Here is a 25,417-nt window from a genome sequence, read left to right as displayed (position 1 = left end):
ACGGAGATCGTGTCGTGGACCGTGGCGCTGCAATCGGGCGCTGCGCCAGGTCTTTGACTTTGCCGCATCGTCTGCGACGAACCGGTTTCCGCTTCGTCGGACAGGGCTCGAGGACGTCCCGCGGCCGGGAGCCCCCCCGCCTCCCGCCCCGGCTATGGCCAGGTCGCCGCGCTCCGTGCCGGCCCGGCTTGCTGCAGGGCCTCCCGCGCCAGGGCCAGCGGACGGACCGGGAACGGGATGATCTCGCACCGGCTCTCCGGCTCCGGTGCCTCGGACCGGCGCCGCGTGCGTTCGCAGGCGGCCGCGAGCCACACCTTCGTGCGCGGGGAGTAGCCGCGGCGACGCAGCCAGGCCGGGATCGGGGTGGAGAAGTGCTTCGACATCGTCCGTGAGCCGGAAAGGATTTCTGGGGTTCAAGGTCAAACACGGATGCGGGATGCGGGGATACGCCCGAACGTCCCAATCTCTTGCCCAGGCGTCCCAGGGGCGCGACATTCCGGTCTCCTCGTCCCGCCGGCGCCGCGGCCCGCCTTGACCCGGAGCGCCGGTGGCCGATTTCCGTTTCCCCCATGCACGGGCGGCCCGGTGCCGGGCCGCCGCCCTCACGCCCTGGCGGCCCGGCGCCGGGCTGCCACCCCGCGCAGCTGCGCCAGGGCGGCACGCGGCAGGAAGCAGGCCAGCGTGCTGCGCGCGATCCGGGCGCCCGTCCCCGCCTCGCGGCCGAGCGCCAGCCACAGCCTCAGGCGGGCCCCGAGGGGATAGATCCGCAGCTGCTGGGCGATCGCCTGCTCCGGCGCGTGGCCCGGGGGGCAAACCAGCGGAACGACGAGGTCGACGGGATCGAAGGCGGGTGCGTCGTCGGGCCGGGGCGCCCGGAACGGACCGTGCTCCCGCGCCGCCAGGGCGTAGGCGCGATCGAGCGCCGCCATCCAGCCCGCTCCGGTATGCATCGCGGCGATCGACGTCCGGGTGCGCTGGCCGAGGGCGCGCCGCTCGGCCTCGTCGGCCAGCAGGCCGGCGAGGATCGCCTGGTATTCGGGCCAGGTGCCGGCCCGCCGCAGGCAGCCGGTCAGGCCCGGCATGTCGGCCCCGAAGATCTCGGCCTCGGGCGCGTGCGGGAAGCAGCTCACCAGGGGCAGACCGCGGCTGCCGGCCTCCAGCAGCGAGGTGATCGACACGAACGGGAACGAATCGACGTAGATGTCGGCGGCGTCGTAGAACGCGCCGGTATCGGGCCGTTCGTCGAGGGTGACGATGCGCCCGCCGCAGCGCTCGGCCGCCGCCTGCCAGTCGGGGCGCGCGCCGGCGCCGACCACCACCAGGAGCGCCGCCGGATCGGCCTCGAGCACCGGCAGGTGCCGGTCGGCGTAGTCCGGGTTCCCGGGCAGCCCGAACTTCAACCCGCGGGCGATGCTGAGCAGGATCCGCGCCTCGGCCGGCAGGCCGAGGGCCCGGCGCGCCTCCTGCCGCCGGCCCGGCGTCGGGGCGGGGTCGAGCAGGGTCGGCAGCAGCGGGTTGCGGGCCGGGTCGACGTCGCGCCGGCGGCGGGCGTGGCGCTGGCCGGATTCGCGCATGCTCGCCACCACCGTGCTTGCCGCGAGGCCGAGGCGGAACTTGTGGTCGCCGTGATCGACGAACAGGGTCGGCGGCGAGCGGGCCGGATCGGCGAAGGCGAGGAGCGGCACGACATCCTGCTCGGTGTGCAGCACGGCGAGGTCCGCCTCCCGGCCGAGGGCGGCGAGCTGGCGCGCCCGCGCCAGCAGGCCGGCCCCGTCGAGGCAGTGGACCGTGCCGCCGCTCGCCAGCACCGCCGCGACGAGCGGCGCGGGAGGCGGCGCGCCGTCCTGGCGCGTGAGAGCCACCGAGTGGCGACGGCCGCGATCCTGCGCGATCCAGCGCCAGGCCATCCGGCTGCTGCCGCCGACCGCCTTGGCCTCGGTCAGGACGTGCAGGACCCGCTCCGGCGAGGGGCGGGGCGGGGTGTGCGCGGCGCCGGACCGGGGCGTCAGGCGACGGCCGAGGGTCGTGATCAACCGCTCCAGCTCGGGGCTGGAGAACAATCCGCAGTGATTGGTAGTGGCGAAGGCCGCCGCGGCCTCGGCCAGCACGGACGCGCGCTCGTCGCGCCCCTCCGTCGCCGCCTGGCGGGCCCGGGCCAGGAGGTGGCGGAACTCCGTGAGATGGCGCGCCAGCATCGCCCGCAGCCGCCGCGCCTCCGGGTCGTCGCCGGTTTCCTCCCGCACCGCTTCCGTCATCGCGAGGGACCTCCTGCCGGCCTGCCGTCACGAGAGCTCGCCGCGGCGGGAGCTCCGTGGGCGCGAGGTTAGCGGCGACGGCGGAGCACGGCACCGCCGCCTTCGGCGGGAGCATCCTCGCCGATCGGATGAGGCCCCCGCGCCGGATGCCGGAGGCGGCGGCGCGGCGGCAGCGCCGGAAGCGGCGGGTCCGGCGCCCGCGGCGACTTGGTAAGCAGGGGCGTCCGCGGCCTGACCGCGCGACCGACCTGGAGGCCGATCCGTGCTGCCGACCCTCTCCGTGGTGATCCCGCTCTACCAGAAGGCGGACGTGATCGGGCAGACCGTCGAGGCGGTTTTGCGCCAGACCTTCGACCGGTTCGAGCTGATCGTCGTCGACGACGGCTCGACCGACGGCGGCGGCGACATCGTGGCGGCGTTCGAGGATCCGCGCCTCCGCCTGATCCGCCAGGCCAATGCGGGCAGCGCGGCGGCCCGCAACCGGGGCGTCGCCGCCGCCCGCACCGACTGGATCGCGTTCCTGGATGCCGACGACCTCTGGGCCGGCCGGCACCTCGAGAATCTGGTGGCCGCGGCCTCCCGGCAGGATGCGGTCGCGGTCTTCGCCAACCACCTGCTCGCCAGCCGCGCCGCCCCGGTGATGAAGGCGTCCATCCCCGACCAGCGGGTCGACGACGTCTTCGCCTTCCTGCTCGCCACCTACCCCTACGCGGTGCATTCGAGCAGCGTGCTGGTCGAGCGCGGCGCCCTGCGGCGGGCCGGCCTGTTCCCGGTCGGGGCCGTGATGGGCGAGGACACCGACACCTGGTGCCGCCTCGCCCTGGAAGGGCCGTTCCGCTACGTCTCGGAGCCCACCGCCGTCTACCGCGACGGCCATCCGACGAGCGTGCTGGCCGGTCAGATGCGCCGGCGCCCCCTGCCGCCGCCCTTCGACCGGACGCTCACCGCCCTCCTGCGCCACAACGCGGTCCCGCCGCACCTCGTGCGGTCCGCCGGCCGCTACCGCAACTTCCTGATGCTCGAATACGCCCGCCAGCTCCTCGACGTCGGCGAGCCCGAGGCGGCCCGGGACATCCTGCGCCGCCATTGCCGCCTCGTCGACGATCCCGTGCGCTACGCCAAGCGCTTCCTGCGGACGTGGTCGTTCGGGCACCGGCTCTACGCGCTGTCGCGGCAATGGGTGCCGTCGCGATAGGAAGCTCCTGCCACCGTCGCTCTCCCCGTCACCGACGGTGAATCCCGAGCGCCGCGTCCGCGGCCCCGGGACGACGAGGGGAAGACCGACGATCCTCCCGAGCCGACCCCCGGCGCCCGCCCCCGCGCGGCGCCCGAAAATTCCTGTTCGCTCCTACCACCTGTCCCAATTGACGGACAGCAACCTGTCTGCATAATCGGACAGGTGAGCGCCGGCGGATGACCGCGGACGGCTCACGCAAGCCACGACGCTTGCAAGCCACGAGCCAGGGATGGCCCCGTGACCTCCGCGATCGAGCCCCACAAGGCGCGCCGGCTCTACCTGCTGCTGCGCGACCAGATCTCAAGCGGCCGGCTGCCGAGCGGCGCCCGGCTGCCGGGCGAGCCGGCGCTCGCCGCCGAGCACGGGCTGGCCCGGGTGACCGTGCGGCGCGCCCTCGACCTGCTGGCCGGCGAGGGGCTGGTGCGCCGCCGCCCCGGCTCCGGCACCTTCGTGCAGGGGCAGGACGGCGCCCGGCCGGTGATCGGCGACCTGTCGAACCTGCTCTCGGGGCTGATCGCCATGGGCCGCGCCACCGGCGTGCGGCTCCTCTCCTTCGAGTACGTCGCGGCGCCGGCGGGCATCGCCGAGGCGCTGCTGCTCGAGCCCGGCGCGCGGGTCCAGCGCTCGGTGCGGGTGCGGCTGATCGACGGCCAGCCCTTCTCCTACCTCACCACCCACGTGCCCGAGCGGGTCGGCCTGTCCTACTCCGAGGCCGACCTCGCGGCGACGCCGCTCCTGTCGCTGATGGAGCGCTCCGGCGTGACCGCCGACCGGGCGACGCAGGCGATCGGCGCCACCCTCGCCGGCCCGGAAGTGGCGTCGGCCCTCGACCTCGAGGTCGGCTCGGCGCTGATCGACCTGACCCGGGTGGTGTTCGATCCGTCCGGCCGCGGCGTCGAGCACCTGCACGCGCTCTACCGGCCGGACCGCTACGCCTTCCAGATGGACCTCGTGCGCACCGGCGACGCCGGCGAGCGCCGCTGGACCCCGGCGGTCCCGCGCCCGGTCAAGCCCGACTCCACCCCCCGCCGCCCCGCCGCCAACAGGAGGCCCGCCCCGTGACCTCGATCCTCTCTCCGTCCCGCCGCGCCGTCCTGCGCACCGGCCTCGCCGCGACCTCGCTGGTGGCGATGCCGTCGATCCTGCGGGCGCAGGGGTCGACCGTGAAGCTCGGCATCATCCAGCCGGTCACGGGCGCGCTCGCCAACGACGGCGACCTCGGCAAGCTCGGCGCCGAGCTCGCGGTGCAGGACATCAACGCCGCCGGCGGCCTGAAGGCCCTGGGCGGGGCCAAGCTCGAGATCGTCTTCGCCGACAGCCGCTCGAGCCCCGAGGTCGCCGCGCAGGAGACCGAGCGCCTGAACGGCGAGGGCGTGGCGGCGATCGTCGGCGGCTTCGGCAGCGGCCTCTGCGCCACGGCGAGCCAGGCGGCCTCGCGCTACGACCTGCCCTACCTGATCGATGTCGGCGTCGCCGACCAGCTGACGAAGCGCGGCCTGAAGAACACCTTCCGGTTCTCGCCGAGCTTCGGCATGGTGACGAAGGACGCGCTTGCCCGCCTCGTCGCGCTCAACGACGCCGCCGGCAAGCCGGCCCGCACCGTCGTGATCGTGCACGAGGACGGCCTGTTCGGCTCCGGCCTCGCCAAGCTGCTCCAGGCCGAGCTGCCGAAGCTCGGCTTCGAGATCCTCGAGACCGTATCGCACCCGACGCCGGCCCGCGACATGGCGAACGTGGTCCTGCGCATCCGCTCGCTGCAGCCCGACCTCGTCATCCCGTCGAACTACTACGGCGAGTTCGTGCTGCTCGCCCGCACGATGCAGCAGCAGCGCGTCCGGCCGAAGGGCATCTACGCGATCCTCGGCGGCGGCGCCTCGTCCCTGCGCTTCGTCAAGGAGTTCCCGCAGGCGGCCGAGGGCGTGATGGATTGCAACCACTGGCCCGATCCGAAGAACCCGCTGACGGCCGAGCTGCGCAAGCGCACCGAGGCCGCGGGCCGCGCCTTCGCCTACAACGTGCCGATGAACTACTCCGCCGTGCGGCTGATGGCCGAGGCGATCGAGAAGGCCGGCGCGCCCGACCGGCTCAAGATCATCGAGGCGCTGTCGACCCAGAGCTTCGCCAGCGGCGTGATGCCCTACGGCCAGTCGAAGTTCGTCGAGGGCCAGAACACCTCCGCGCTCCCGCTCAACACGCAGGTCCAGGGCGGCGACGTCAAGGTGATCGCGCCGCCGGATTTCGCCGAGGCCAAGGCCAACTTCCCGCTCAAGGCGTGACGATGTACGCGCCCCAGATCCTGATCGAGGCGGCCTTGAACGGCCTGATGACGGGGGCGGTCTACGCCCTCATCGCCCTCGGGCTGACCCTCGTCTACGGGGTGCTGCACATCATCAACTTCGCGCACGGGGCCCTGCTCACCTGCGCGATGTTCGCGGTCTGGGGCGCCTTCGCGCTGTTCCACGTCGACCCCTACTGGGCGATGATCGGGGTCGTGCCGCTGATGTTCGGCGCCGGCTACGGCTTGCAGCGCTTCGTCATCGGCCCGGCGAGCCACGGCAGCGACAACAACGTGCTCCTCGTCACGCTCGGCCTGTCGATCGTGCTGGAGAACGCGCTGCTCGCCCTGTTCCGCTCCGACACCCGCGCGCTCGACTCCGACGCCGCGCTCCAGGTGGTCGAGCTCGGTCCCCTGCTGCTCTCGACCCCCCGCGTGATCGGCTTCCTCGCCGCGATCGCCGTCACCGGCGTGCTCTGGCTCGTCCTCAACCGCACCGATACGGGCCGGGCGATCCGGGCGGTGGCGCGGGAGAAGCTCGGGGCGCGGCTCGTCGGCATCGAGGTCGACCACGTCTACGCCGTCACCTTCGGGCTCGGCTGCGCGTGCCTCGCCGTCGCCGCCTGCCTCCTGATGCCGACCTACTACGTCAACCCGCGCTCGGGCGCCGCCTTCGTGCTCGTCGCCTTCACCATCGTGGTGCTCGGCGGCATGGGGTCGATCGCCGGCGCGCTGGTCGGCGGCCTGATCATCGGCGTGGTCGAGAGCTTCTCCGGCCTGCTGCTCGGCGACAGCCTCGGGCAGATCGGCATCTTCCTGATCTTCATCCTGGTGCTGCTGGTGCGCCCGACCGGCCTGTTCGGAGCCCGCGCATGAGCGCCCGCGACCTCCTTCCCGTGATCCTCGTCCTGGGCGTGCTGGCCGCCCTGCCCTTCCTCGGGCTGTCGGGCACGCTGCTCAACTTCCTCGTCACGACGCTGATCATCGCGCTCGCGGGCCTCGGCTGGAACGTGCTCGGCGGCTTCGGCGGCCAGTACTCGTTCGGCCACGCCGCCTTCTTCGGCACCGGCGCCTACGCCACCGCGGTGCTGCAGGTGAAGTTCGGCTGGAACGCCTGGGGGGCGCTCGCCGCCGGGATCGGGCTCGGTACGCTGGTGGGCCTCGCCATCGGCTACCTCAGCTTCCGGGCGGGCCTGCGCGGCTCCTACTTCGCCCTCGTGACGCTCGCCTTCGCCGAGGTGTTCCGCATCCTCGCCAACACCGCCGACATCACCGGCGGCGCCGCCGGCCTGCTGCTCAAGCTCCAGCCCGGCCTGTCCACCCTGCAATTCGCCGACCGGCGCTACTTCGTGCTCCTCGTCCTCGCCTTCGTGGGCCTGGCGCTGCTGGCCTCGCGCTGGCTCGAGCGCTCGCGCTTCGGCGCCCACCTGATCGCGGTGCGCGAGAACGAGGAGGCGGCCCGCGCGCTCGGGGTCGACGCCCTCGCGGTGAAGCTTCGCGCCATCGCGCTCTCGGCGGCGATCACCGCGGCCGCCGGCGGGCTCTACGTGCAGTACTTCCTCTACCTCGATGCCGGCGTGGCCTACGGCACCTGGATCTCCGTCGAGGCGCTGCTCGCCCCGATCGTCGGCGGCATCGGCACCGCCTTCGGGCCGCTCGTCGGCGCCCTCGCGCTGCAGGGCCTCGGCGAGCTGACCAAGCACCTCGCCGGCGGCATCCCGGGGGTCGACCTCGTGGTGTTCGGCGCCTGCCTGATCGCCGTCATCGCCTTCGCGCCGCAGGGCCTGCTCGGCCTGCGCCGGCGCGCGGCGCGCGGCAAGGCCGCCCCGGTGGGAGCCTGACCCGATGCTCGCCGTCGATTCCCTCACCAAGCGCTTCCAGGGCCTCGTCGCGGTCGACCGCGCCTCGCTCGCCGTGCCGGCCGGCTCGATCACCGGACTCATCGGCCCGAACGGCGCCGGCAAGACCACCCTGTTCGGGATGATCTCCGGCTTCCTCGCCCCCAGCGAGGGCACGGTGACGTTCGAGGGGCAGGACGTGACGGCGGAAGCGCCGCACCTGCGGGCGCGCCGCGGCATCGCCCGCACCTTCCAGATCGTCCAGCCCTTCGCCGGGCTGACGGTCGCCGAGAACATCGCGGTCGGCGCCTACCTGCGCCATCCGCGCCGGGCGGACGCGGTAGCCAAGGCCCGCGCGGTCGGCACGCGGGTCGGGCTCGGGGACCAGCTCGACAAGCCGGCCGCCGACCTCACGGTCGCCGGGCGCAAGCGGCTGGAGGTGGCGCGCGCGCTCGCCACCGAGCCGCGCCTCCTCCTCCTCGACGAGGTGCTGGCGGGCCTGAACCCCTCGGAGATCCGCGACATCCTGCCGGTGGTCCGCGCCATCCGCGACGACGGCGTCACCATCCTGATGATCGAGCACATCATGCAGGCGGTGATGACCCTGTGCGAGGAGGTCTTCGTCCTGGCGCAGGGCAGGATGATCGCGTCCGGCCCGCCGCGGCAGGTCTGCGCCGACCCGGGGGTGATCGAGGCCTATCTCGGCAAGGGCGCGGCCGCCCGCATGAAGGCCGCGGATTCCGTCAACGGCGAGGCGGTCGATGCTTGAGGTCGAAGGCCTTCGCGCCGGCTACGGCGCCACCGAGGTCCTGCGCGGCCTCGATCTGAATGTCCGCGCGGGCGAGATCGTCGCGGTGCTCGGCGCCAACGGCGTCGGCAAGACGACGCTGAACAAGGTCCTGTCCGGGGTCGTCCCGGCGCGAAGCGGCGACATCCGCTTCGACGGCCGGGCCATCACCAAGGCCTCCGCGTCCAGCATCGTCGAGGCCGGGCTGATCCACGTGCCGGAAGGCCGCAAGATCTTCCCGAATCTCAGCGTGCGCGAGAACCTGGTGCTCGGCAGCTACCGCCGCGGCCGGGCGCGCCGGAGCCAGAACATCGAGCGGGTCTTCTCCGCCTTCCCGCGCCTGCGCGAGCGGGCGGCCCAGGCCGCCGGCACCCTCTCGGGCGGCGAGCAGCAGATGCTCGCCATCGGCCGCGGCCTGATGGCCGAGCCGCGCCTGCTCATCCTCGACGAGCCCTCGCTCGGGCTCTCGCCGCTCCTCGTCGAGGAGATGTTCACGCTCGTCCGTACCCTCAACAGGCAAGGACTGCCGATCATGCTGGTGGAGCAGAACGTGGTGCAGTCGCTCGATCTCGCGACCCGCGCCTACATCCTGGAGAACGGCACGGTGGCGCTTTCGGGCGACGCCGCGACCCTCGCCGCCGACCCGGCCCTGCGCCGGGCCTATCTGGGGCTGTAAGATGGGCATCGTCACCCCCGGCATCGTCCCGGCCACCACGCTGCTCGCCGAGCCCGTTCCCGCCTGGCTCGGGCGCTGGACGGCGTTCGCGGCCGATCTCGCGCCCGCCGACATCCCGGAGCCGGCGATCGACCGCGCCCGCCTCGTCCTCCTCGACAGCCTCGGCGTCATCGCCGCCGGGATGCGCGAGCCGGATTGCCGGGCGCTCGCCGAGCGGCTGGCCGCCCGCCGCACCGGCCCGGCGCCGGCGATCGGCAGCGGCCTCTCCCTCGATCCGCGCGACGCGGCGCTCGTCAACGGCGCCGCCGGCACGACGCTCGAGCTCGACGAGGGCAACCAGTACGCCCGCGGCCATCCGGCGATCCACGTCGTGCCCGCCGTTCTGGCCGCCTCGCAGGAAACGAACGCTTCCGGTGCCGACCTTCTCGCGGCGCTGGTCCTCGGCTACGAGATCGGCGCGCGGATCGGCATCGCCGCGAAGTTGCGGGTGACGATGCACCCGCACGGCACCTGGGGCACGGTCGGGGCGGCGCTCGCGGTGGCGAAGCTCTTCCGGGCCGATGCCGCGGGGATCGGCCGGGCGATCGGGCTCGCCTCGTCGCTGGGTCTCAGCACCAGCCGGCGCACGATGCTGGAGGGGGCGACCGTTCGCAACACCTATGCGGGCTTCTCCAACCAGCTCGGGCTCACCGCCTGGGACCTCGCCGAGAGCGGCTTCCTGCCCGAGCGCGACGGGATCGGCACGGTCTATGGCGGCATCCTCGCCGACGAGTTCTCGCCCGAGGCGATGGTCGAGGATCTCGGCGTCCGCTGGGAGATCGCCCGCAACTACTTCAAGCGCCACGCCGCCTGCCGCTACACCCACGGCGCCCTCGACGCCCTGGCGCAGATCCGGTCCGAATCCGGCCCGATCGACCCGGATGCGGTGCGCTCGGTCGAGGTCGCCACTTACGTGTGGGCGGCGCAGCTCGACCATCCGGCGCCCGAGACGATGCTAGCGGCGAAGTTCTCGCTCCCCTTCGCCCTCGCGGCGGCCCTGGTGCGGGGGCAGGCCGACACCGACGCCTTCCGGGACGAGGCGAGAGCCGACCGCCGCATCCTGTCGCTGGCCCGCCGGGTGATGGTGCAGGAGGACCCGACCATGACGGCGCAGCTGCCGTCCCTGCGTCCCGCCAAGGTCACCCTGACGCTGGCCGACGGCCGCAAGCTCTCGGCCAAGGCGCTCACCAACCGCGGCGACACCGAGGACCCGTACTCGGCCGACGATGTCCGGGAGAAGTTCCGGGCGCTGGCCGGGCCGGTCTGGGGGGCGGTGCGGAGCGAGGAGGTGATCCGCGCGGTGGCGGGGATCGACCGGGCGGAGGAGGTCGGGGCGTTGCTGGCCCTGGTGGCGTGATCCCAATATACGACGAACTCAAACCTCGCAATTCCACCGAATGAAATCCAAAAATCAGCGTCATCTTGAATATAAACATTTTTAGATGGACGCATTGCACACAAGATGAGGCGCGGGATCCCCTCTCCCGTGTGGGAGAGGGGTAGGGGTGAGGGTGGAGACGGTGCCGATAGAGGCTCCGAACGTTCCGCCGCCAGCACGACGATCTGAGCTTTACTGCGGAAGCGTGCCACCCTCACCCCTGTCCCCTCTCCCACACGGGAGAGGGGGACCTGTGCCCGTCCTCTCCCGGGCGGCTCCATGAGCGGCGGGGAGAGGAGAGATGCGCCCGAACGAATGCGATGAAACCGAACGAGGAACACCCCGCGTCATGTCCCTGAAGTCCCGTCTCGCCGAGGATCGCGTCCTCGTCGCTCCGGGCGTCTACGACGCCCTCACGGCCTCGCTCGCCACGGATGCGGGCTTCGAGGCCCTGTACCTCTCCGGCGCGGCCATCGCCTATACCCGCCTCGGCCGGCCCGATATCGGCCTCGTCTCGATGACCGAGGTCGCCGAGACCGTGACCCTGGTGCGCGACCGGGTGGCGACGCCCCTCGTGGTCGATGCCGATAACGGCTACGGCAACGCGCTCAACGTCGAGCGCACCGTGCGGCTGTTCGAGCGGGCCGGCGCGAGCGCGATCCAGCTCGAGGACCAGAGCTACCCGAAGCGCTGCGGCCACCTTCAGGACAAGACGTTGATCGGGCAGGCGGAGATGGTCGGCAAGGTCCGCGCCGCGCTCGACGCGCGTCGCAGCGCCGAGACCCTCATCGTCGCCCGCACCGACGCGGTCGCCGTCGAGGGCTTCGAGCGCGCCATCGAGCGGGCCCAGGCCTATGCCGAGGCCGGGGCCGACGTGCTGTTCGTCGAGGCGCCGCGCTCGGCCAGCCAGCTCGCCGAGGTCACGAAGGCGCTGGGCACCACCCGGCCGCTGCTCGCCAACATGGTCGAGGGCGGCGACACGCCGCTGGCCTCGGCCGCCGATCTCGGCGCTCTCGGCTTTCGCCTCGTGATCTTCCCCGGCGGCATCGTCCGGGCGCTCGCCCGCACCGCGAAAGATTATTACGGCTCGCTCGCCAAGGCCGGCACCAACACGCCGTTCGCCGACCGGATGTTCGATTTCGGCGAGCTCAACGCGCTGATCGGCACGCCCGAGATGCTGGCCCGCGGCCGCGCTTACGAAGGAAGCGCCCAATGACCCCGATCGATCCCGTCACCCTGGCGGTGCTGAAGGGCCGCCTCGAGCAGATCGCCGACGAGATGGACGCGACGCTCTACCGCTCCGCCTTCAACCCGATCATCGCCGAGGCCCGCGACGCTTGCCACGGCCTCTACCACGCCACCACCGGCGACACCCTGGTCCAGGGCACCAAGGGCCTGCCGATCTTCGTCGGCGCCATGGCCTTCGCGGTCAAGGCGGTGATCGCCAAGGTCGAGCGCGAAGGGGGCCTCGAGCCCGGCGACACGTTCCTGTTCAACGACCCCTATAGCGGCGGCACCCACCTCAACGATTTTCGCCTCGTCCGCCCGGTCTTCCGGGACGGCACCCTGTTCTGCTGGCTCGCCTCGGTCGGCCACTGGCTCGACATCGGCGGCAACGTGCCGGGCGGCTACAACCCCAAGGCAACCGAGAGCTTCCAGGAGGGCGTGCGCTTCCCGCCGGTCAAGCTGTTCTCCGCCGGGCGCCTGAACCAAGACATCGTCGACATCCTGGCCGCCAACACCCGCGTCCCGACCTCGAACTGGGGCGACCTCAACGGCCAGCTCAACGCCCTCGACCTCGGCGAGCGCCGCTTCATCGCGCTCCTCGACGAGTACGGCGACACCACGGTAGACGCCGCCTTCGCGGCCTTCTCCGACCGGGCCGAGGCCCTGATGCGCGCCGCGATCCGGGCGCTGCCGGACGGCCGCTACAGCTTCTCGGACGTGCTCGACAACGACGGCATCGTCGACGAGCCGCTGACCATCGCCCTCGACCTGACGATCTCGGGCGACGGCATGGCGCTGGACTTCTCGCGCTCGTCGGCGCCGGCGCAGGGGCCGATCAACATCTCGCACGCGACCACCGTCGCGGCCTGCTACGTCGCCCTGAAGCACGTCTTCACCGAGGTGCCGGCCAATGCCGGCTGCCTGCGGCCGATCACCTTCACGGTGCCGGAGACGACGCTGCTGGGTGCCGGCGCGCCCAAGCCCATGGCGGGCTACACCGAGACGATCCTGCGGCTGATCGGCGTGGTGCTCGGCGCGCTCGCCGCCGCCGATCCGGACCGTGCGACCGCCGCTCCCTTCGGCACCATCAACGCGCTGTCGCTCGCCGGCCACCGCGAGGACGGCTCGCGCTGGGTGATGTTCTCGTTCTTCGGCGGGGGCTTAGGGGGCAACCCCGAGACCGACGGCTTGAGCCACGCCAACAACCCGATCTCGACCGCGACGATCCCGCCGGTCGAGATCCTGGAGGCCGCCTATCCGGTGGTCTTCACCCAGTGGTCCTTGCGCCCCGACAGCGCCGGGGCCGGGGCCCATCGCGGCGGGCTCGGTGCCGTCTACGAGATCGAGACCCTGACCGACGCCGACGTGTTCCTGCTCGGCGAGCGCGGCAAGGTGGCGCCGTTCGGCGTCAAGGGCGGCCGGCCGGCGGCGCTCAACCGCTTCGCCTGGCAGACGCCGGAGGGCTGGGCGAGCCCGCCGATGGTCTCGAAGGTGACCGACGTGCGCATCAGGGCCGGCGAGCGGGTGCGGCTCGAGACTCCCGGCGGCGGCGGCTTCGGCCACCCGGCCGAGCGCGACCGCGACGCCCTCGAGCGCGACCTGCGCCTCGGCTACGTGACGCCGGAATCCGCCGCCCGCGACTACGACCTGACGACCGGAGACGAGCAATGACCCCCCGCGCCATCGTCGGCGTCGATGTCGGCGGCACCTTCACCGACCTGTTCTACTACGACGAGGCCGCCGGCCGCTTCCAGACCGGCAAGGTCCCGTCGAACCGCGGCGACGAGGCGGTGGGCTTCCTCGCCGGCCTGAAAGGGTTCGGCCCGGTCGCCGGCCTCGCCTCGATCGTCCACGGCACCACCGTCGGCACCAATGCGCTGCTCGAGCGCAAGGGCGCCCGGATCGGCCTCATCACCACCCGGGGCTTCCGCGACGTGCTGGAGATGCGCCGGCGCGACCGGCGCCACACCTGGGGCCTGTGGGGCGACTTCGTCCCCGTCGTCGACCGCGACCTCCGGCTCGAGGTCGACGAACGGACGCTGGCCGACGGCACGATCCGCGAGGCGGTCGATCCGACGCAGGTGGCGCAGGCCGCCCGCGCGCTGATCGCCAACGGTGCCGAGGCCCTGGCGATCTGCTTCGTCAACGCCTACGCCAACCCGGAGAACGAGCGGATCGCCCTGGAGGCGGCGAGCGTCGTGTGGCCGAACGCCAACGTGGAGCGCTCCTCGGGCCTCCTGCCGGAGATCCGCGAGTTCGAGCGCACCTCGACCACGGTGCTCAACGCCTACCTGCAGCCGGTGGTCGGCAGCTATCTCGGCAAGCTCGACCGTGCCCTCGAATCCGAAGGATTCGACGGCCGCTTCCACATCGTGCAGTCGAACGGCGGCGTGATGTCGACCGCCACCGCCCGGCGGCTGCCGGTGCGCACCGCCCTGTCGGGGCCGGCGGCCGGCGTGATCGCGGCCGCCGCCATCGCCAAGGAGGCCGGCTTCCCGAACGTGATCACCGGTGATCTCGGCGGCACGTCCTTCGACGTGTCGCTGGTGGTCGAGGGCGAGACCGCCTTGGCGGCCCAGACCACGATCGATTTCGGCCTCGTCATCCGCACGCCGATGATCGAGATCAGCACGATCGGCGCCGGCGGCGGCTCGATCGCCCATGTCGATGCCGGCGGGCTGCTCCAGGTCGGGCCGGAGAGCGCCGGATCGCGGCCCGGCCCGGTCTGCTACGGCCAGGGCAACACCCGCCCGACGCTGACCGACGCCAACGTGGTCCTCGGGCGCATCAACGCCGAGCGGCCGATCGGCGGGGCCTTGAAGCGCCTCGACGTCGAGGCGGCGAAGGCCGCGATCCAGGAGCACGTCGCCGGGCCTCTCGGCCTCGACGTGATGGCGGCGGCGGAAGCCATCGTGCGGGTGGCGGATGGGAAGATGGCCGGCGCGATCCGCCTCGTCTCGATCGAGCGCGGGCACGACCCGCAGAAGTTCGCCGCGGTGCCGTTCGGCGGCGGCGGCGCGCTCCATGTCGGGGCGCTGATCAAGGATGTGGGCCTGCGCGGCGCCCTGGTGCCGCGCTATCCGGGCGTCACCTCGGCGCTCGGCTGCGTCATCGCCGACATCCGCCACGACCAGGTCCAGACCCTCAACCTGTCGCTGGCCGGGCTCGACGCCGCCGCCCTCGACCGGCGCATGGTGGCGGAGGCGCAAGCCGCGCGGGAGGTCGTCGAGGCCGCCGGCCTCACCGTCTCGCGGATCGACACGGTGTTCGAGCTCGACATGCACTATGTCGGCCAGACCCATACCGTGGCGGTGGCCCTGCCGGTGACGGTCGAGACCGGCACCACCGGCGTCACGGTCGCCATCATCCAGCAGGCGTTCGAGGCGGCCTACCGCACCTCGTTCAGCCGCTTGCTGCCGGGCCTCGGCACCCGGATCGTCAACCTGCGCACCGCGGCGATCGGCCGACGGCCGCATTTCGACCTCGCGGCGCTCGCGCCGGGGGCGGATGCCTCGCTGGAGGCCGCCCGCACCGGCAGCCGCCCGGTGTGGTTCGCCGGCGCCTGGCACGAGGCCGCGGTCTATGCCCGCCTGTCGCTGCCGGTCGGCGCCGAGATCCCGGGTCCGGCGATCCTGGAGCAGCCCGACGCCACCACCGTGGTCGATCCCGACCTGACGGCCCGGGTCGACCGGCTCGGCAACGTCGTGGTCACCCGCACGGGAGCGCCCGCATGAGCCCAACCCCGATGGAGCGCACCGCGCTCCTGATCTGCGATCTGCAGAACGACTTCCTGCATCCGGACGGCGCCTATGGCCGGGCGGGGCAGGCGGCGCCCGAAATCGCCGCGGTGCCGGCGATCGTGCGGCCGCTCGCCGAGCTGATCCGGGCGCGGGGCGGCTTCGTCGTCTCGACCCACTTCACCCTGGTGCCGGGCAAGGGCGGCGAGCCGATGATCTCGCCCCACCTGCGCGAGCTGCGGCCGTTCCTGAGAAAGGGCGACTTCCTGCCCAGCGCCTGGGGCCATGCCCTGGTGGACGAGCTCCAGCCCGCCGACCTCACGGTCGAGAAGGTCGCCTACTCGGCCTTCTACATGACCCGGCTCGAATGGGTCCTGCGCAAGGCGGGGATCGAGCGGCTGCTCGTGTCGGGCATCGTCACCAATGGCGGCGTCGCCTCGACGGTGCGCGACGCCCACGTTCGCGACTTCTCCGTGACGGTGCTGTCGGATGCCTGCGCGGCCTTCTCGCCCGCCGTGCACCGGACCGCGATCGATGCCCTGAAGCCCGTCTGCCGGGTGGCGGACGTCACCGAGATCCTGGCGGAGCTGTCCGCATGACCATCGCATCCGCGGAATCGATCGCCTTCGACATCGACGTGCCGGTCGCGGTGATCGGCGCCGGCGCCGCCGGGCTGGTGGCGGCGCTCGCCGCGCACGAGGCCGGAGCCGAGGTGCTGGTGATCGAGCGCGATCCCGTCCCCCGCGGCTCGACCGCCCTCTCCGCCGGGCTGGTCCCGGCGCCCGGCACGCGCTGGCAGCGCGAGGCCGGGCTGGAGGACAGCCCGGACCTGTTCGCCGCCGACATCATGGCGAAGGCGGGCGACGAGCCCGATCCGGCCCTCGTCGCGCGCCTTGCCGGCGCGGTCGGCCCGGCCCTCGAATGGCTCTCCGATCGGCACGGCCTGCCGTTCTCGGTCATCACCGATTTCCGCTATCCGGGCCATTCGGCGAACCGCATGCACGGCCTGCCGAGCCGGTCGGGCGAGGAGCTGGTCGACCGGCTCGCTCGCGCCGTCGAGGCGGCCGGCATCCCGATCCTGTGCGAGGCCACGGTCGACACGCTCTACGCCGAGGGCGGCGCGATCCGGGGCTTCTGCGTCGTGCGGCCCGACGGCTCGCGCGACCGGGTCGCCTGCCGGGCGCTGGTGCTCGCCTGCAACGGCTACGGCGGCAACAAGGCGCTGGTGGCGCGCTACGTCCCGGACCTGTCCGGCGCGCTGTATTTCGGCCACGAGGGCAACCAGGGCGACGCGCTGCTCTGGGGCGAGGCGCTCGGCGCCGCGACCCGCCACCTCTCGGGCCACCAGGGCCACGGCTCGGTGGCGCATCCGCACGGCATCCTGATCACCTGGGCGACGGTCACCGAGGGCGGGTTCCAGGTGAACGCGGACGGGCGGCGCTTCTCGAACGAGAGCAAGGGCTATTCCGAGCAGGCGGCGGAGGTCCTGCGCCAGCCCGGCGGCACCGTCGTCACGGTGTTCGACGAGCGCATCGCGGCCATCGCCCGCCAGTTCGAGGATTTTCGGAGAGCCGAGAGCGCCGGGGCGATCGTCGCGGCGGACACGATCCCGGAGCTCGCCGCGCGCCTGCACCTGCCCGAGGCGGCCCTGGCCGGGACGCTCGCCGAGGTCGAGGCGCTGAAGCGCGACGGCGGCCGGGACGGCTTCGGCCGCTCCTTCGCGGGCGTACCGGCGCTTCACGCGCCCTACCGGGCGGTGCGGGTGACGGGGGCCCTGTTCCACACGCAAGGCGGCCTCGTGGTCGACGACGATGCGCGGGTGCTGACGGTGGGCGGCGCAGCCATCCCGAACCTGTTCGCGGCCGGGGGCGCCGCCTGCGGCGTGTCGGGGACCGGGCCGGGCGGGTACCTGTCGGGCAACGGGTTGCTGGCGGCCGTGGCGCTCGGGCGCATCGCCGGGCAGGCGGCGGGGGCGATGGCCTAGACCGCGGTTGAATGATTTAGACAAATATAGCGCGGGATCCCCTCTCCCGTGTGGGAGAGGGATAGGGGTGAGGGTGATGCGCTTCCGTGTAAATCGCTGGGCGTGATGCTGGCGGTTCAACCGTTGAGCTTTACTCGGCACCGTCTCACCCTCACCCCTAACCCCTCTCCCACACCGGAGAGGGGAACGCGATTCACCTCGAACCGGAATGTCTGTCGGAAGCATCCACGACATCTTCCAACCTCTTCCGGACAGGGCGTCCCCGAACCACATTCCACTCTGTCCCTCGACCACGTCCCGACAACAAGACGGAGCACGCCCCATGACCCCGCACCCCCGCACCCTCCTCGACAAGGTCTGGGACGCCCACGTCATGGCGACGCGGCCGGACGGGCAGGCGCTGCTCGCCATCGACCGGCACCTGCTGCACGAGGGCTCGTTCCACGCCTTCGGCATGCTCGACCATGCCGCTCGCAAGATCCGCCGCCCCGAGCTGACCTTCGCGGTCGCCGACCATTACGTGCCGTCCCGCGATCGCACCGGGCCGATCCCCGATCCCGAGATCGCCAACATGGTCTCGACGCTGGCCGCCAATGCCGGCCGGCACGGCATCCGGCATTTCGGCCTCGACGACCGCCAGCAGGGCATCGTCCACGTGCTGGCGCCGGAGCAGGGCCTGACGCTGCCCGGCCTCACCGTCGTCTGCGGCGATTCCCACACCTCGACCCACGGCGCCTTCGGGGCGCTCGGCTTCGGCATCGGGGCGACCGAGGTCGCGCACGTGCTGGCGACGCAGGCCCTGTGGCAGCGCCGGCCCAAGACCCTGCGGGTCACCATCGACGGCGTGCTCGGCCCCCACGTCGCCGCCAAGGACGTGATCCTGGCGATCATCGCCGCCGTCGGTGCCGGCGGCGCGGTCGGGCACGTGCTCGAATATGCCGGCAGCGCGATCCGCGGCCTGTCGATGGAGGGGCGGCTCACCATCTGCAACATGTCGATCGAGGCCGGCGCCCGGGCCGGGATGATCGCCCCCGACGACACCACCTTCGCGTTCCTCGAAGGGCGCCCCTACGCGCCGAAGGGCGCCGTGTTCGACCGGGCGGTCGCGGCCTGGCGACAACTCCCGAGCGACGAGGGCGCCCGGTTCGACCGCGAGGTGACGCTGGACGCGGGCGCCATCGCCCCGACCGTGACCTGGGGCACCAGCCCCGAGACGGCGTTGCCCGTCACCGCGGCGGTGCCGGATCCGCGCGCGGAGGCCGATCCGACCAAGGCCGGGCAGATCCAGGCGATGCTCGACTATATGGGCCTCGCCCCCGGCACGTCGCTCGAATCGGTCGCGATCGACCGGGTGTTCATCGGCTCCTGTACCAACTCGCGGATCGAGGACCTGCGCGCCGCGGCCGCCGTACTGCGCGGCCGGAAGGCGCTCGTTCCCGGTCTCGTCGTACCGGGTTCCGGCCCGGTGCGGCGCCAGGCGGAATCGGAGGGGCTCGACCGGGTGTTTCGCGACGCCGGCCTCGAATGGGGCGAGCCGGGCTGCTCGATGTGCGTCGGCATCAACGGCGACCTCGTGCCGGCGGGCGAGCGCTGCGCCTCGACCACCAACCGCAACTTCCCGGGCCGCCAGGGCCCGAATGCCCGCACCCACCTGATGAGCCCGGCCATGGCCGCCGCCGCCGCCGTCACCGGCCGCCTCACCGACATCCGCCGGCTCGGGAGCCACTGACATGCAGCCCTTCACCACCCTCGCGGCGGTCGCGGTGCCGCTCGACGTCGCCAACATCGACACCGACCAGATCCTGCCGGCGCGCTTCCTGAAGAAGCCGCGCAGCGCCGGCTACGGCAACTTCCTGTTCCACGACGAGCGCCGCCGCAGCGTCGCCATGCCCCTCGACGAGCCGCCCTACGCCGGCGCCGGCATCCTGGTGACGGACCGCAACTTCGGCTGCGGCTCGTCGCGCGAGGGCGCGGTCTACGCGCTCGTCGACGGCGGCGTCCGCTGCGTGATCGCCCCGAGCTTCGGCGACATCTTCGCCTCGAACGCGGCCAAGAACGGGCTGCTCACCGTGACCCTGCCGGACGAAGCCGCCGCCGCCCTGCGCGCGCGGCTCGCCGCCTCGCCCGGCGCGATCGTGACGGTCGACCTGCCGGCCCAGACCGTGACCGACCCGGACGGCGCCGCGATCCCGTTCGAGATCGACCCGTTCAAGAAGCGCTGCCTCGTCGAAGGCCTCGACGACGTCGCGCTGACGCTCGAGCACGCCGGGGCCATCGCGGCCTTCGAGGCCCGGGTGGCGGCCGAGGAGCCGTGGCGGGTGCCCGCCACCGCAGGGTGACCGACCGGGTCGGCAGCCATGCATCCAGGCGATGGCTCGCCGATCCTCCCTTCCAGTCCGCGATCAGCATCTTGTGATCGATCCCGCTCCGGCTACACTCCTCGCCCGAGCCGCGACGCCATCGATCAAACAGCGGCCGGAAGAGGGAACGTCATGCTGGAATGCGCACCCGTCGCCAGGCGGCGGCTCGTCCGCGCGTTGCTTGGTTCGACCATCCTGTTGGCCGCCAATGCCGCGCTCTCGACCGTTCAGGCCGCCGATCCGATCCGCATCGCGGTGATCGCGGAGGCGCAGGCGATCGCGGGCGCCGCGATTCCCCAGGCCGCCCAGCTCGCCGCCGACGAAATCAACGCCAAGGGCGGGATGGACGGGCGCAAGATCGAGATCATCACCTACGACAACAAGAGCTCGGCCGCCGATTCGGTCCGCGCCTTCCAGCGCGCGGCGAGCGAGGACAAGGCCCACGCCGTCATCGCCAGCTACATCAGCGAGGTGGTGCTGGCGCTCCAGCCCTGGTCGGCGCGGCTGAAGCTGCCCTTCATCACGCCGGGCGCGGCCTCGAACGAGATCCCGCTCAACGTCCACAAGGACTATGCCAAGTACAAGTATTCCTTCCACGGCTACCTGACCTCGAAGGCGCAGTCGCAGGCGGTCTGCGACGCCGCCAAGGCGATCCTGGTCGAGGGCCGGCAGATGAAGACCGCCGTCATCATGAGCGAGGACGCGGCGTGGACGAAGCCCCTCGACGAGGGCTACAAGGAATGCCTGCCGAAGGTCGGCCTCAAGGTGCTCGACCACATCCGGTTCTCGCCGAGCACCACCGACTTCAACCCGATCTTCAGCCGCATCGAGAACGCCAAGCCCGACGTGATCGTCACCGGCATCTCGCATGTCGGCGTGCAGCCGACGGTGCAGTGGCGCAGCCAGCAGGTGCCGATCCCGATGATCGGCATCGCCTCGCAGGCGACCAACGCCACCTTCTGGAAGGAGACGAACGGCGCGACGGAAGGCGTGCTGTTCGAGATGTTCGCCGCTCCCGGCACCAACGTGACGCCGAAGACCGCGCCCTTCGCGGAAGCCTTCAAGGCGAAGTACGGCAGCTATCCGGGATACGCCGGCTACACGGCCTACGACGAGGTCTACTACATCGCCGACGCGGTGAAGCGGGCCGGCTCGACCGATCCCGACAAGCTCGTCGACGCGCTCGAGAAGACCGACTGGGAGGGCACCCTCGGGCGCATCCAGTTCTACGGCAAGGACGACGAGTTCACCCACTCGATCAAGTACGGCCCCGGCCTCGTCTCCGGCATGATGATGCAGTGGCAGGACGGCAAGCAGCTGGCGATCTGGCCGCAGACCGTCGCCAACGGGAAGATGACCTTCCCGAGCTTCGTCAAGGCCGGGACGGCGGCGAACTGACCGCTCCCATCGATCGACCCTGATCCAGCCGGCGCGGGATCCCCTCTCCCGAGTGGGAGAGGGGTAGGGGTGAGGGTGGCTCGGGTTCAGGACAGGCCGCCGAGCGTCGGGCTGCGCAGCTCGACGGTTCAGGGGCATTGCGGAAGCCGAGCCACCCTCACTCCCAACCCCTCTCCCAAACGGGAGAGGGTAGTTCTCGCGCGCGCCTCGCCCCTTCATCTTCGACGCGAGCCCCATGACCGCGATCCAGATCCTCATCGACGGCTTCGCCATCTCGGCGCTCTACGCGCTCGGCGCCACCGGCTTCACTCTCATCTTCGGCGTCTCGGGCGTGCTCAACCTCTCGCACGGGGCGCTGATGGTCACCGCCGCAGTGGTGGCCTGGGCGGCCTCGAGCGAGTACGGCCTCGGCTCCTATGCCGGCGCCGCCGCCGGGGTCGCGGTCTGCACGCTGCTCACCCTCGCCACCTACGGCGTCGTGGTGCGCCCCATCGACAAGTCCCGGGCGATCCCGCCGGAGGAGAAGGAGATCTTCATCCTCACCGGCACGCTGCTCTGGGGCATCATGATCCAGGAATTCATCGCCTACCTGTTCACCAGCAACGCCAAGACGGTGATGCCGATCGTCGAGGGCGTGGTGACCATCGCGGGCGTGCGCACGCCGTGGAACCAGGTCTTCACCGCGGTGGTGTGCTGGGCGACGATCGGGCTGCTCTGGCTCCTGGTCAACCGTACCCGCACCGGCAAGGTGCTGCTCGCGGCTTCCATGAACCCGCGCGGCGTCACGCTGCTCGGCTTCGAGCTATCGAAGATCTACGTGGCGATCTGGCTCATCTACGGCGTGCTCGCGGGCATCGCCGGCGTCCTGCTCGGCCAGTTCCTCGGCGTGTCGAGCTACAGCGTCGGCCCGCTCACCGCCAGCGCCTTCTCGATCGTGGTGCTGGGGGGCCTCGGCAGCGTCTCGGGTTCGCTGATCGCGGCCTACGTCGTCGGCTACCTCGAGACGCTCACCGCCTATCTCGTCTCCCCGGCCTACCGGACGATTCCCGCGCTCCTGCTGCTCGTCGCCGTGATGTATGTCCGCCCGCAGGGCCTGCTCGGGCGCCGCTGACGCCCGGCCTTTCTCTCAATCGATAGAGGCCCCATGCTCGCCAACACCTTTCGCAATCCGCTGTTCTGGCTCTGCCTGATCGGCCTCGCGCTCGCCAGCGTGCTGCCGCTCTGGGTCTCGGGCTACATCCTCGGGCTCCTCACCGTCGCGTACTACTTCGGCGTGTTCTCGATGGCCTGGGACCTCCTGTTCGGCTTCGCCGGCGAGGTCAATTTCGGGCCGACCTTCCTGATCGGCCTCGGGGCCTACACCGCCGGCATCCTCAACGGCCACGGCGTCGGCATCCCGCTCTGCCTCCTCGCCGGCACCGTCGCGGCGGTGATCGGCGGCCTCGTCCTGGCGCTTCCCGCGCTCCGGGTGCGAGGTCCCTATTTCGGCCTCACCACCGTCGTGGCGGTGCTGATCCTGCAGAACCTGATCGTCGTCTTCGCCGACACCACCGGCGGCGAGATCGGGCTCACCGTGCCCGACGTCATCAGCATCGACGCGGCCACCAATTACTGGATCGCGCTCGGCTTCATGGGGGTGAGCGGGCTAATCCTCTACGCCATCGCGGTCTCGCCGGTCGGGCTGATCCTGCAGGCGAGCGGGCAGGACCCGGTCGAGGCCGGCGCCCTCGGCTTCAACGTCGCCAAGCACAAGCTCGCGGCGTTCTGCGTCAGCGCGGTCTTCTCGGGCCTCGCCGGCGCGCTCTTCGTCTTCTACATGGGCACCGCCTCGGTCGGCACGCTGGTCGACGTCTCGGTCGGCGTCCAGGTCATCATCGGGGCGGTGCTCGGCGGGCGGCGCACCATCGTCGGCGGGGTGCTCGGCGCCGTCTTCCTGATCGCCGCCGGCGAGTTGCTGCGGCCGCTCGGCTCGCTCTCGACCTTCGTGGTCTCGGCCGCGGCGCTCGCGGTGATCCTGTTCGTGCCCTCGGGCCTCCTCGGCCTCCTCACCCGCCAGGGCCACCGTGACGGGCAGCGCGCCTGATGCCCCGCCCCTTCCCTGCTGTCCGACAAGGTGTGCGTTCATGAGTGCGGCCAGCCTCGCCCCCTCCCCCCTGCCCGCCTCGGCCGCCCGTGCGGCCGGCGGTGCCCCGCCGCTGCTGGCGGTCGAGGGGCTGACCAAGCGCTACGGCGGCCTCGTCGCGGCGAAATCGATCGGCTTCACCGTGCGGGCCGGCGAGATCGTCGGGCTGATCGGGCCGAACGGCTCGGGCAAGTCCACGGTGATGAAGCTCATCATGGGGCTGGAACGGCCGAATGCCGGCAGCGTGAAGCTCGACGGCACCGAGATCGCCGGCTGGCCCTCGCACAAGGTGGCCCGGGCCGGCATCGGCCTCGTGTTCCAGCATTCCCGGCCGCTGCACCGCCAGACGGTGCTGGAGAACATCAAGCTGGCGCTCCTGCCCGACAGCCTGGTCCGGCTCTTCGCCAACGCGAGCGTCGAGAGCCGCGCCCGCGCCATCGCCGAGCGGGTGGGCCTCGGCGCCGTGATGAACCGGCGCCCCGGCACCCTGCCCTTCGCGGACCTGCGCCGGATGGAGCTCGCCAAGGCGATCGCCCGCGATCCCAAGGTGGTTCTGGTCGACGAGCCCTTCGCGGGCCTGACCTCCGGCGAGGTCGCGGATTTCTCCGCCCTGATCCGCGGCTTTCGCGACGAGGGCAAGGCGGTGCTCCTCGTCGACCACAACGTGAAGAGCGTGTCGGCCCTCGTCGACCGGGTCTTCGCGATGTATCTCGGCGAGCGCGTCGCCGAGGGGACCGCCGCCGAGGTGATGCGCAACGAGACCGTGCGCCGGGTCTATCTCGGCGGCAGCATCGAGACCGCGTCGCGGCCCGAGGCGAGCTTCTCCGGCGCGCCGCTCCTCAAGGTCGAGGGGCTCGACGTGCTCTACGGCAAGGCGCAGGCCCTGCGCCGGGTCGACCTCCACGTCCACGAGGGCGAGTTCGTCTCGGTGGTCGGCCTCAACGGCGCCGGCAAGACCACCCTGTTCAACGCGATCTCGGGCCTCGTCCCGTATTCCGGCCGGATCGGTTTCTCGGGGGAATCGCTGGGCAGGCGCACGCCGGCGAGCATCGCGCGCAATGGCATCGTCCAGGTGCCGGAGACCCGCGAGCTGTTCGGCGAGATGAGCGTGCGCGAGAACCTCGACCTCGGCGGCCAGCACATGCCGAAGGCGGAGAGCGCGCGCCAGCTCGACTGGCTGTTCGAGCTGTTTCCGATCCTCAAGAGCCGCGGCGGCCAGATGGCCCGCACCCTCTCGGGCGGCGAGCAGCAGATGCTCACCATCGCCCGCGCCCTGATGATGAAGCCGCGGCTCCTCATCCTCGACGAGCCGACGCTCGGCCTCGCCCCGGTGATCCTGGAGCAGCTCTCGAAGGCGCTGGAACGCCTGCGCCAGACGACGCCGATCACGGTGCTGCTGGGCGAGCAGAACGTCACCTTCGCGCTGCCGCACGCCGACCGGGTCTACGTGCTGGAACACGCCCGCATCGTCTGGGAGGGCCCGCCCGACCGCTTCGCCGCGGAGGCCGGCACCGGCTACCTCTGAGGGGATCGTCGAAGGGATGAATGCCGAAACGCTTGACTCGGGTTAAGGCGGCCGGAGACGAGCCGACGTAAAGGAGCAGGACAGCCACCCCAGGGAGAGCGGAATGTCCTGCTACTACTTCCATTTCCAGGTCGGCAGCCGTCTCATCCGGGACACCCGCGGCGTCGAGCTCGAGGAGCCGCACGAGATCATCACCTGCTCGGCGCATATCGCCGTGCTGCTCAAGCGCCGCGCCTGCCGCGAGCCCGAGTGGAAGGAGGCGATCATCCACGTCGAGGACAAGGAGCGCCGCTTCAGCGTGTTCCTGCCGATCGCGCGGTTCGCCGACGCGATCCCGCGGCTTCAGGCCTAGGGCGTTTTCCGACGACGCGGATACCGGTTCGTCGACGAGAATGCGGCCGGTTCAAAGGCCTCGAGCAGCGCCGGCCGCCCTGCTACGATACACGACACAGGCCCCGTCACGGCGCGGTCGGCCCGACCATAGGGGCGGACGATGCTCGTGAGTCTCCCCCTTTCCCGGACGACTGAAACGACGTGGAAGGAGATCCGGGATCCAGGGGAAAAAGTGCCGCGAAGCGG

The 25,417-nt window shown here is 71.9% G+C and carries 22 protein-coding genes; 20 read left to right on the top strand and 2 right to left on the bottom strand.

From position 1 onward, the window contains the following. Positions 1-152: 152 nt before the first annotated feature. Together A5481_RS10890 and A5481_RS10885 are read right to left on the bottom strand one after the other, a co-directional pair. Entirely contained in the window at positions 153-383 is a 231-nt protein-coding gene (locus A5481_RS10890) for a hypothetical protein (RefSeq protein ID WP_048435754.1), read from the bottom strand. Between the two features lie 219 nt (positions 384-602). Then, the gene (locus A5481_RS10885) at positions 603-2,255 is read right to left on the bottom strand and encodes a glycosyltransferase family protein (RefSeq protein WP_053082499.1); all 1,653 of its coding nucleotides are present in this window, start codon (positions 2,253-2,255) and stop codon (positions 603-605) included. A 262-nt stretch (positions 2,256-2,517) separates the two neighbouring features. On the opposite strand from A5481_RS10885, the gene A5481_RS10880 reads away from it, so the two are divergent. The 20 genes from A5481_RS10880 (at position 2,518) to A5481_RS10785 (ending at position 25,190) form a co-directional block, all read left to right on the top strand. Beyond that, positions 2,518-3,450: a glycosyltransferase family 2 protein gene (locus A5481_RS10880; RefSeq protein ID WP_053082500.1), complete on the top strand. Its 933-nt coding sequence runs from the start codon at positions 2,518-2,520 to the stop codon at positions 3,448-3,450. 279 nt (positions 3,451-3,729) lie between these two features. Continuing rightward, entirely contained in the window at positions 3,730-4,554 is an 825-nt protein-coding gene (locus tag A5481_RS10875; protein ID WP_064503940.1) for a GntR family transcriptional regulator, read from the top strand. Further along, positions 4,551-5,768: an ABC transporter substrate-binding protein gene (locus A5481_RS10870; protein ID WP_064503939.1), complete on the top strand. Its 1,218-nt coding sequence runs from the start codon at positions 4,551-4,553 to the stop codon at positions 5,766-5,768. Before A5481_RS10875 ends, A5481_RS10870 begins: the two co-directional genes overlap by 4 nt. A gap of 2 nt (positions 5,769-5,770) precedes the next feature. After that, the gene (locus A5481_RS10865) at positions 5,771-6,643 is read left to right on the top strand and encodes a branched-chain amino acid ABC transporter permease (RefSeq protein ID WP_048436920.1); all 873 of its coding nucleotides are present in this window, start codon (positions 5,771-5,773) and stop codon (positions 6,641-6,643) included. Further along, positions 6,640-7,608 carry a branched-chain amino acid ABC transporter permease gene (locus tag A5481_RS10860; RefSeq protein WP_048436921.1) on the top strand — a complete coding sequence of 323 codons (969 nt, stop codon included), beginning with the start codon at positions 6,640-6,642 and terminating at the stop codon, positions 7,606-7,608. The genes A5481_RS10865 and A5481_RS10860 overlap by 4 nt, the downstream gene beginning before the upstream one ends. 4 nt (positions 7,609-7,612) lie before the next feature. Next, positions 7,613-8,374, top strand: coding sequence for an ABC transporter ATP-binding protein (locus A5481_RS10855; protein ID WP_048436922.1), 762 nt, complete (start codon positions 7,613-7,615; stop codon positions 8,372-8,374). Beyond that, on the top strand, positions 8,367-9,068 hold the full coding sequence (locus tag A5481_RS10850; protein ID WP_048436923.1) for an ABC transporter ATP-binding protein: 702 nt from the start codon (positions 8,367-8,369) through the stop codon (positions 9,066-9,068). Before A5481_RS10855 ends, A5481_RS10850 begins: the two co-directional genes overlap by 8 nt. 1 nt (position 9,069) lies before the next feature. Then, positions 9,070-10,464, top strand: a complete 1,395-nt coding sequence (locus A5481_RS10845; RefSeq protein ID WP_048436924.1) for an MmgE/PrpD family protein — start codon at positions 9,070-9,072, stop codon at positions 10,462-10,464. Between the two features lie 370 nt (positions 10,465-10,834). Continuing rightward, a complete protein-coding gene (locus A5481_RS10840) occupies positions 10,835-11,701 on the top strand; it encodes an isocitrate lyase/PEP mutase family protein (RefSeq protein ID WP_048436925.1) in 867 nt (288 codons plus the stop codon). Then, the gene (locus A5481_RS10835; RefSeq protein ID WP_048436926.1) at positions 11,698-13,383 is read left to right on the top strand and encodes a hydantoinase B/oxoprolinase family protein; all 1,686 of its coding nucleotides are present in this window, start codon (positions 11,698-11,700) and stop codon (positions 13,381-13,383) included. Before A5481_RS10840 ends, A5481_RS10835 begins: the two co-directional genes overlap by 4 nt. After that, on the top strand, positions 13,380-15,446 hold the full coding sequence (locus tag A5481_RS10830) for a hydantoinase/oxoprolinase family protein (RefSeq protein ID WP_048436927.1): 2,067 nt from the start codon (positions 13,380-13,382) through the stop codon (positions 15,444-15,446). The genes A5481_RS10835 and A5481_RS10830 overlap by 4 nt, the downstream gene beginning before the upstream one ends. Beyond that, entirely contained in the window at positions 15,443-16,048 is a 606-nt protein-coding gene (locus A5481_RS10825; protein ID WP_048436928.1) for a cysteine hydrolase family protein, read from the top strand. The genes A5481_RS10830 and A5481_RS10825 overlap by 4 nt, the downstream gene beginning before the upstream one ends. Beyond that, positions 16,045-17,433: an FAD-dependent oxidoreductase gene (locus A5481_RS10820; RefSeq protein WP_048436929.1), complete on the top strand. Its 1,389-nt coding sequence runs from the start codon at positions 16,045-16,047 to the stop codon at positions 17,431-17,433. Before A5481_RS10825 ends, A5481_RS10820 begins: the two co-directional genes overlap by 4 nt. A gap of 322 nt (positions 17,434-17,755) precedes the next feature. Beyond that, a complete protein-coding gene (leuC, locus tag A5481_RS10815; protein WP_048436930.1) occupies positions 17,756-19,162 on the top strand; it encodes a 3-isopropylmalate dehydratase large subunit in 1,407 nt (468 codons plus the stop codon). A 1-nt stretch (position 19,163) separates the two neighbouring features. Then, positions 19,164-19,772: a 3-isopropylmalate dehydratase small subunit gene (gene leuD / locus A5481_RS10810; RefSeq protein WP_048436931.1), complete on the top strand. Its 609-nt coding sequence runs from the start codon at positions 19,164-19,166 to the stop codon at positions 19,770-19,772. 153 nt (positions 19,773-19,925) lie between these two features. After that, positions 19,926-21,191, top strand: a complete 1,266-nt coding sequence (locus tag A5481_RS10805) for an ABC transporter substrate-binding protein (protein ID WP_048436932.1) — start codon at positions 19,926-19,928, stop codon at positions 21,189-21,191. 235 nt (positions 21,192-21,426) lie between these two features. Then, on the top strand, positions 21,427-22,302 hold the full coding sequence (locus A5481_RS10800) for a branched-chain amino acid ABC transporter permease (protein WP_048436933.1): 876 nt from the start codon (positions 21,427-21,429) through the stop codon (positions 22,300-22,302). Between the two features lie 33 nt (positions 22,303-22,335). After that, the gene (locus A5481_RS10795) at positions 22,336-23,274 is read left to right on the top strand and encodes a branched-chain amino acid ABC transporter permease (protein ID WP_048436934.1); all 939 of its coding nucleotides are present in this window, start codon (positions 22,336-22,338) and stop codon (positions 23,272-23,274) included. A 40-nt stretch (positions 23,275-23,314) separates the two neighbouring features. After that, positions 23,315-24,838 carry an ATP-binding cassette domain-containing protein gene (locus A5481_RS10790; protein WP_048436935.1) on the top strand — a complete coding sequence of 508 codons (1,524 nt, stop codon included), beginning with the start codon at positions 23,315-23,317 and terminating at the stop codon, positions 24,836-24,838. A 103-nt stretch (positions 24,839-24,941) separates the two neighbouring features. Beyond that, entirely contained in the window at positions 24,942-25,190 is a 249-nt protein-coding gene (locus A5481_RS10785; protein ID WP_048436936.1) for a DUF6894 family protein, read from the top strand. The last annotated feature ends 227 nt before the right edge of the window (positions 25,191-25,417 follow it).

It is taken from the genome of Methylobacterium platani, assembly GCF_001653715.1.
GTDB lineage: Bacteria > Pseudomonadota > Alphaproteobacteria > Rhizobiales > Beijerinckiaceae > Methylobacterium > Methylobacterium platani.
Note: the sequence above shows the minus strand (reverse complement) of the source record. Positions and strands in the feature narration are given on the sequence as shown.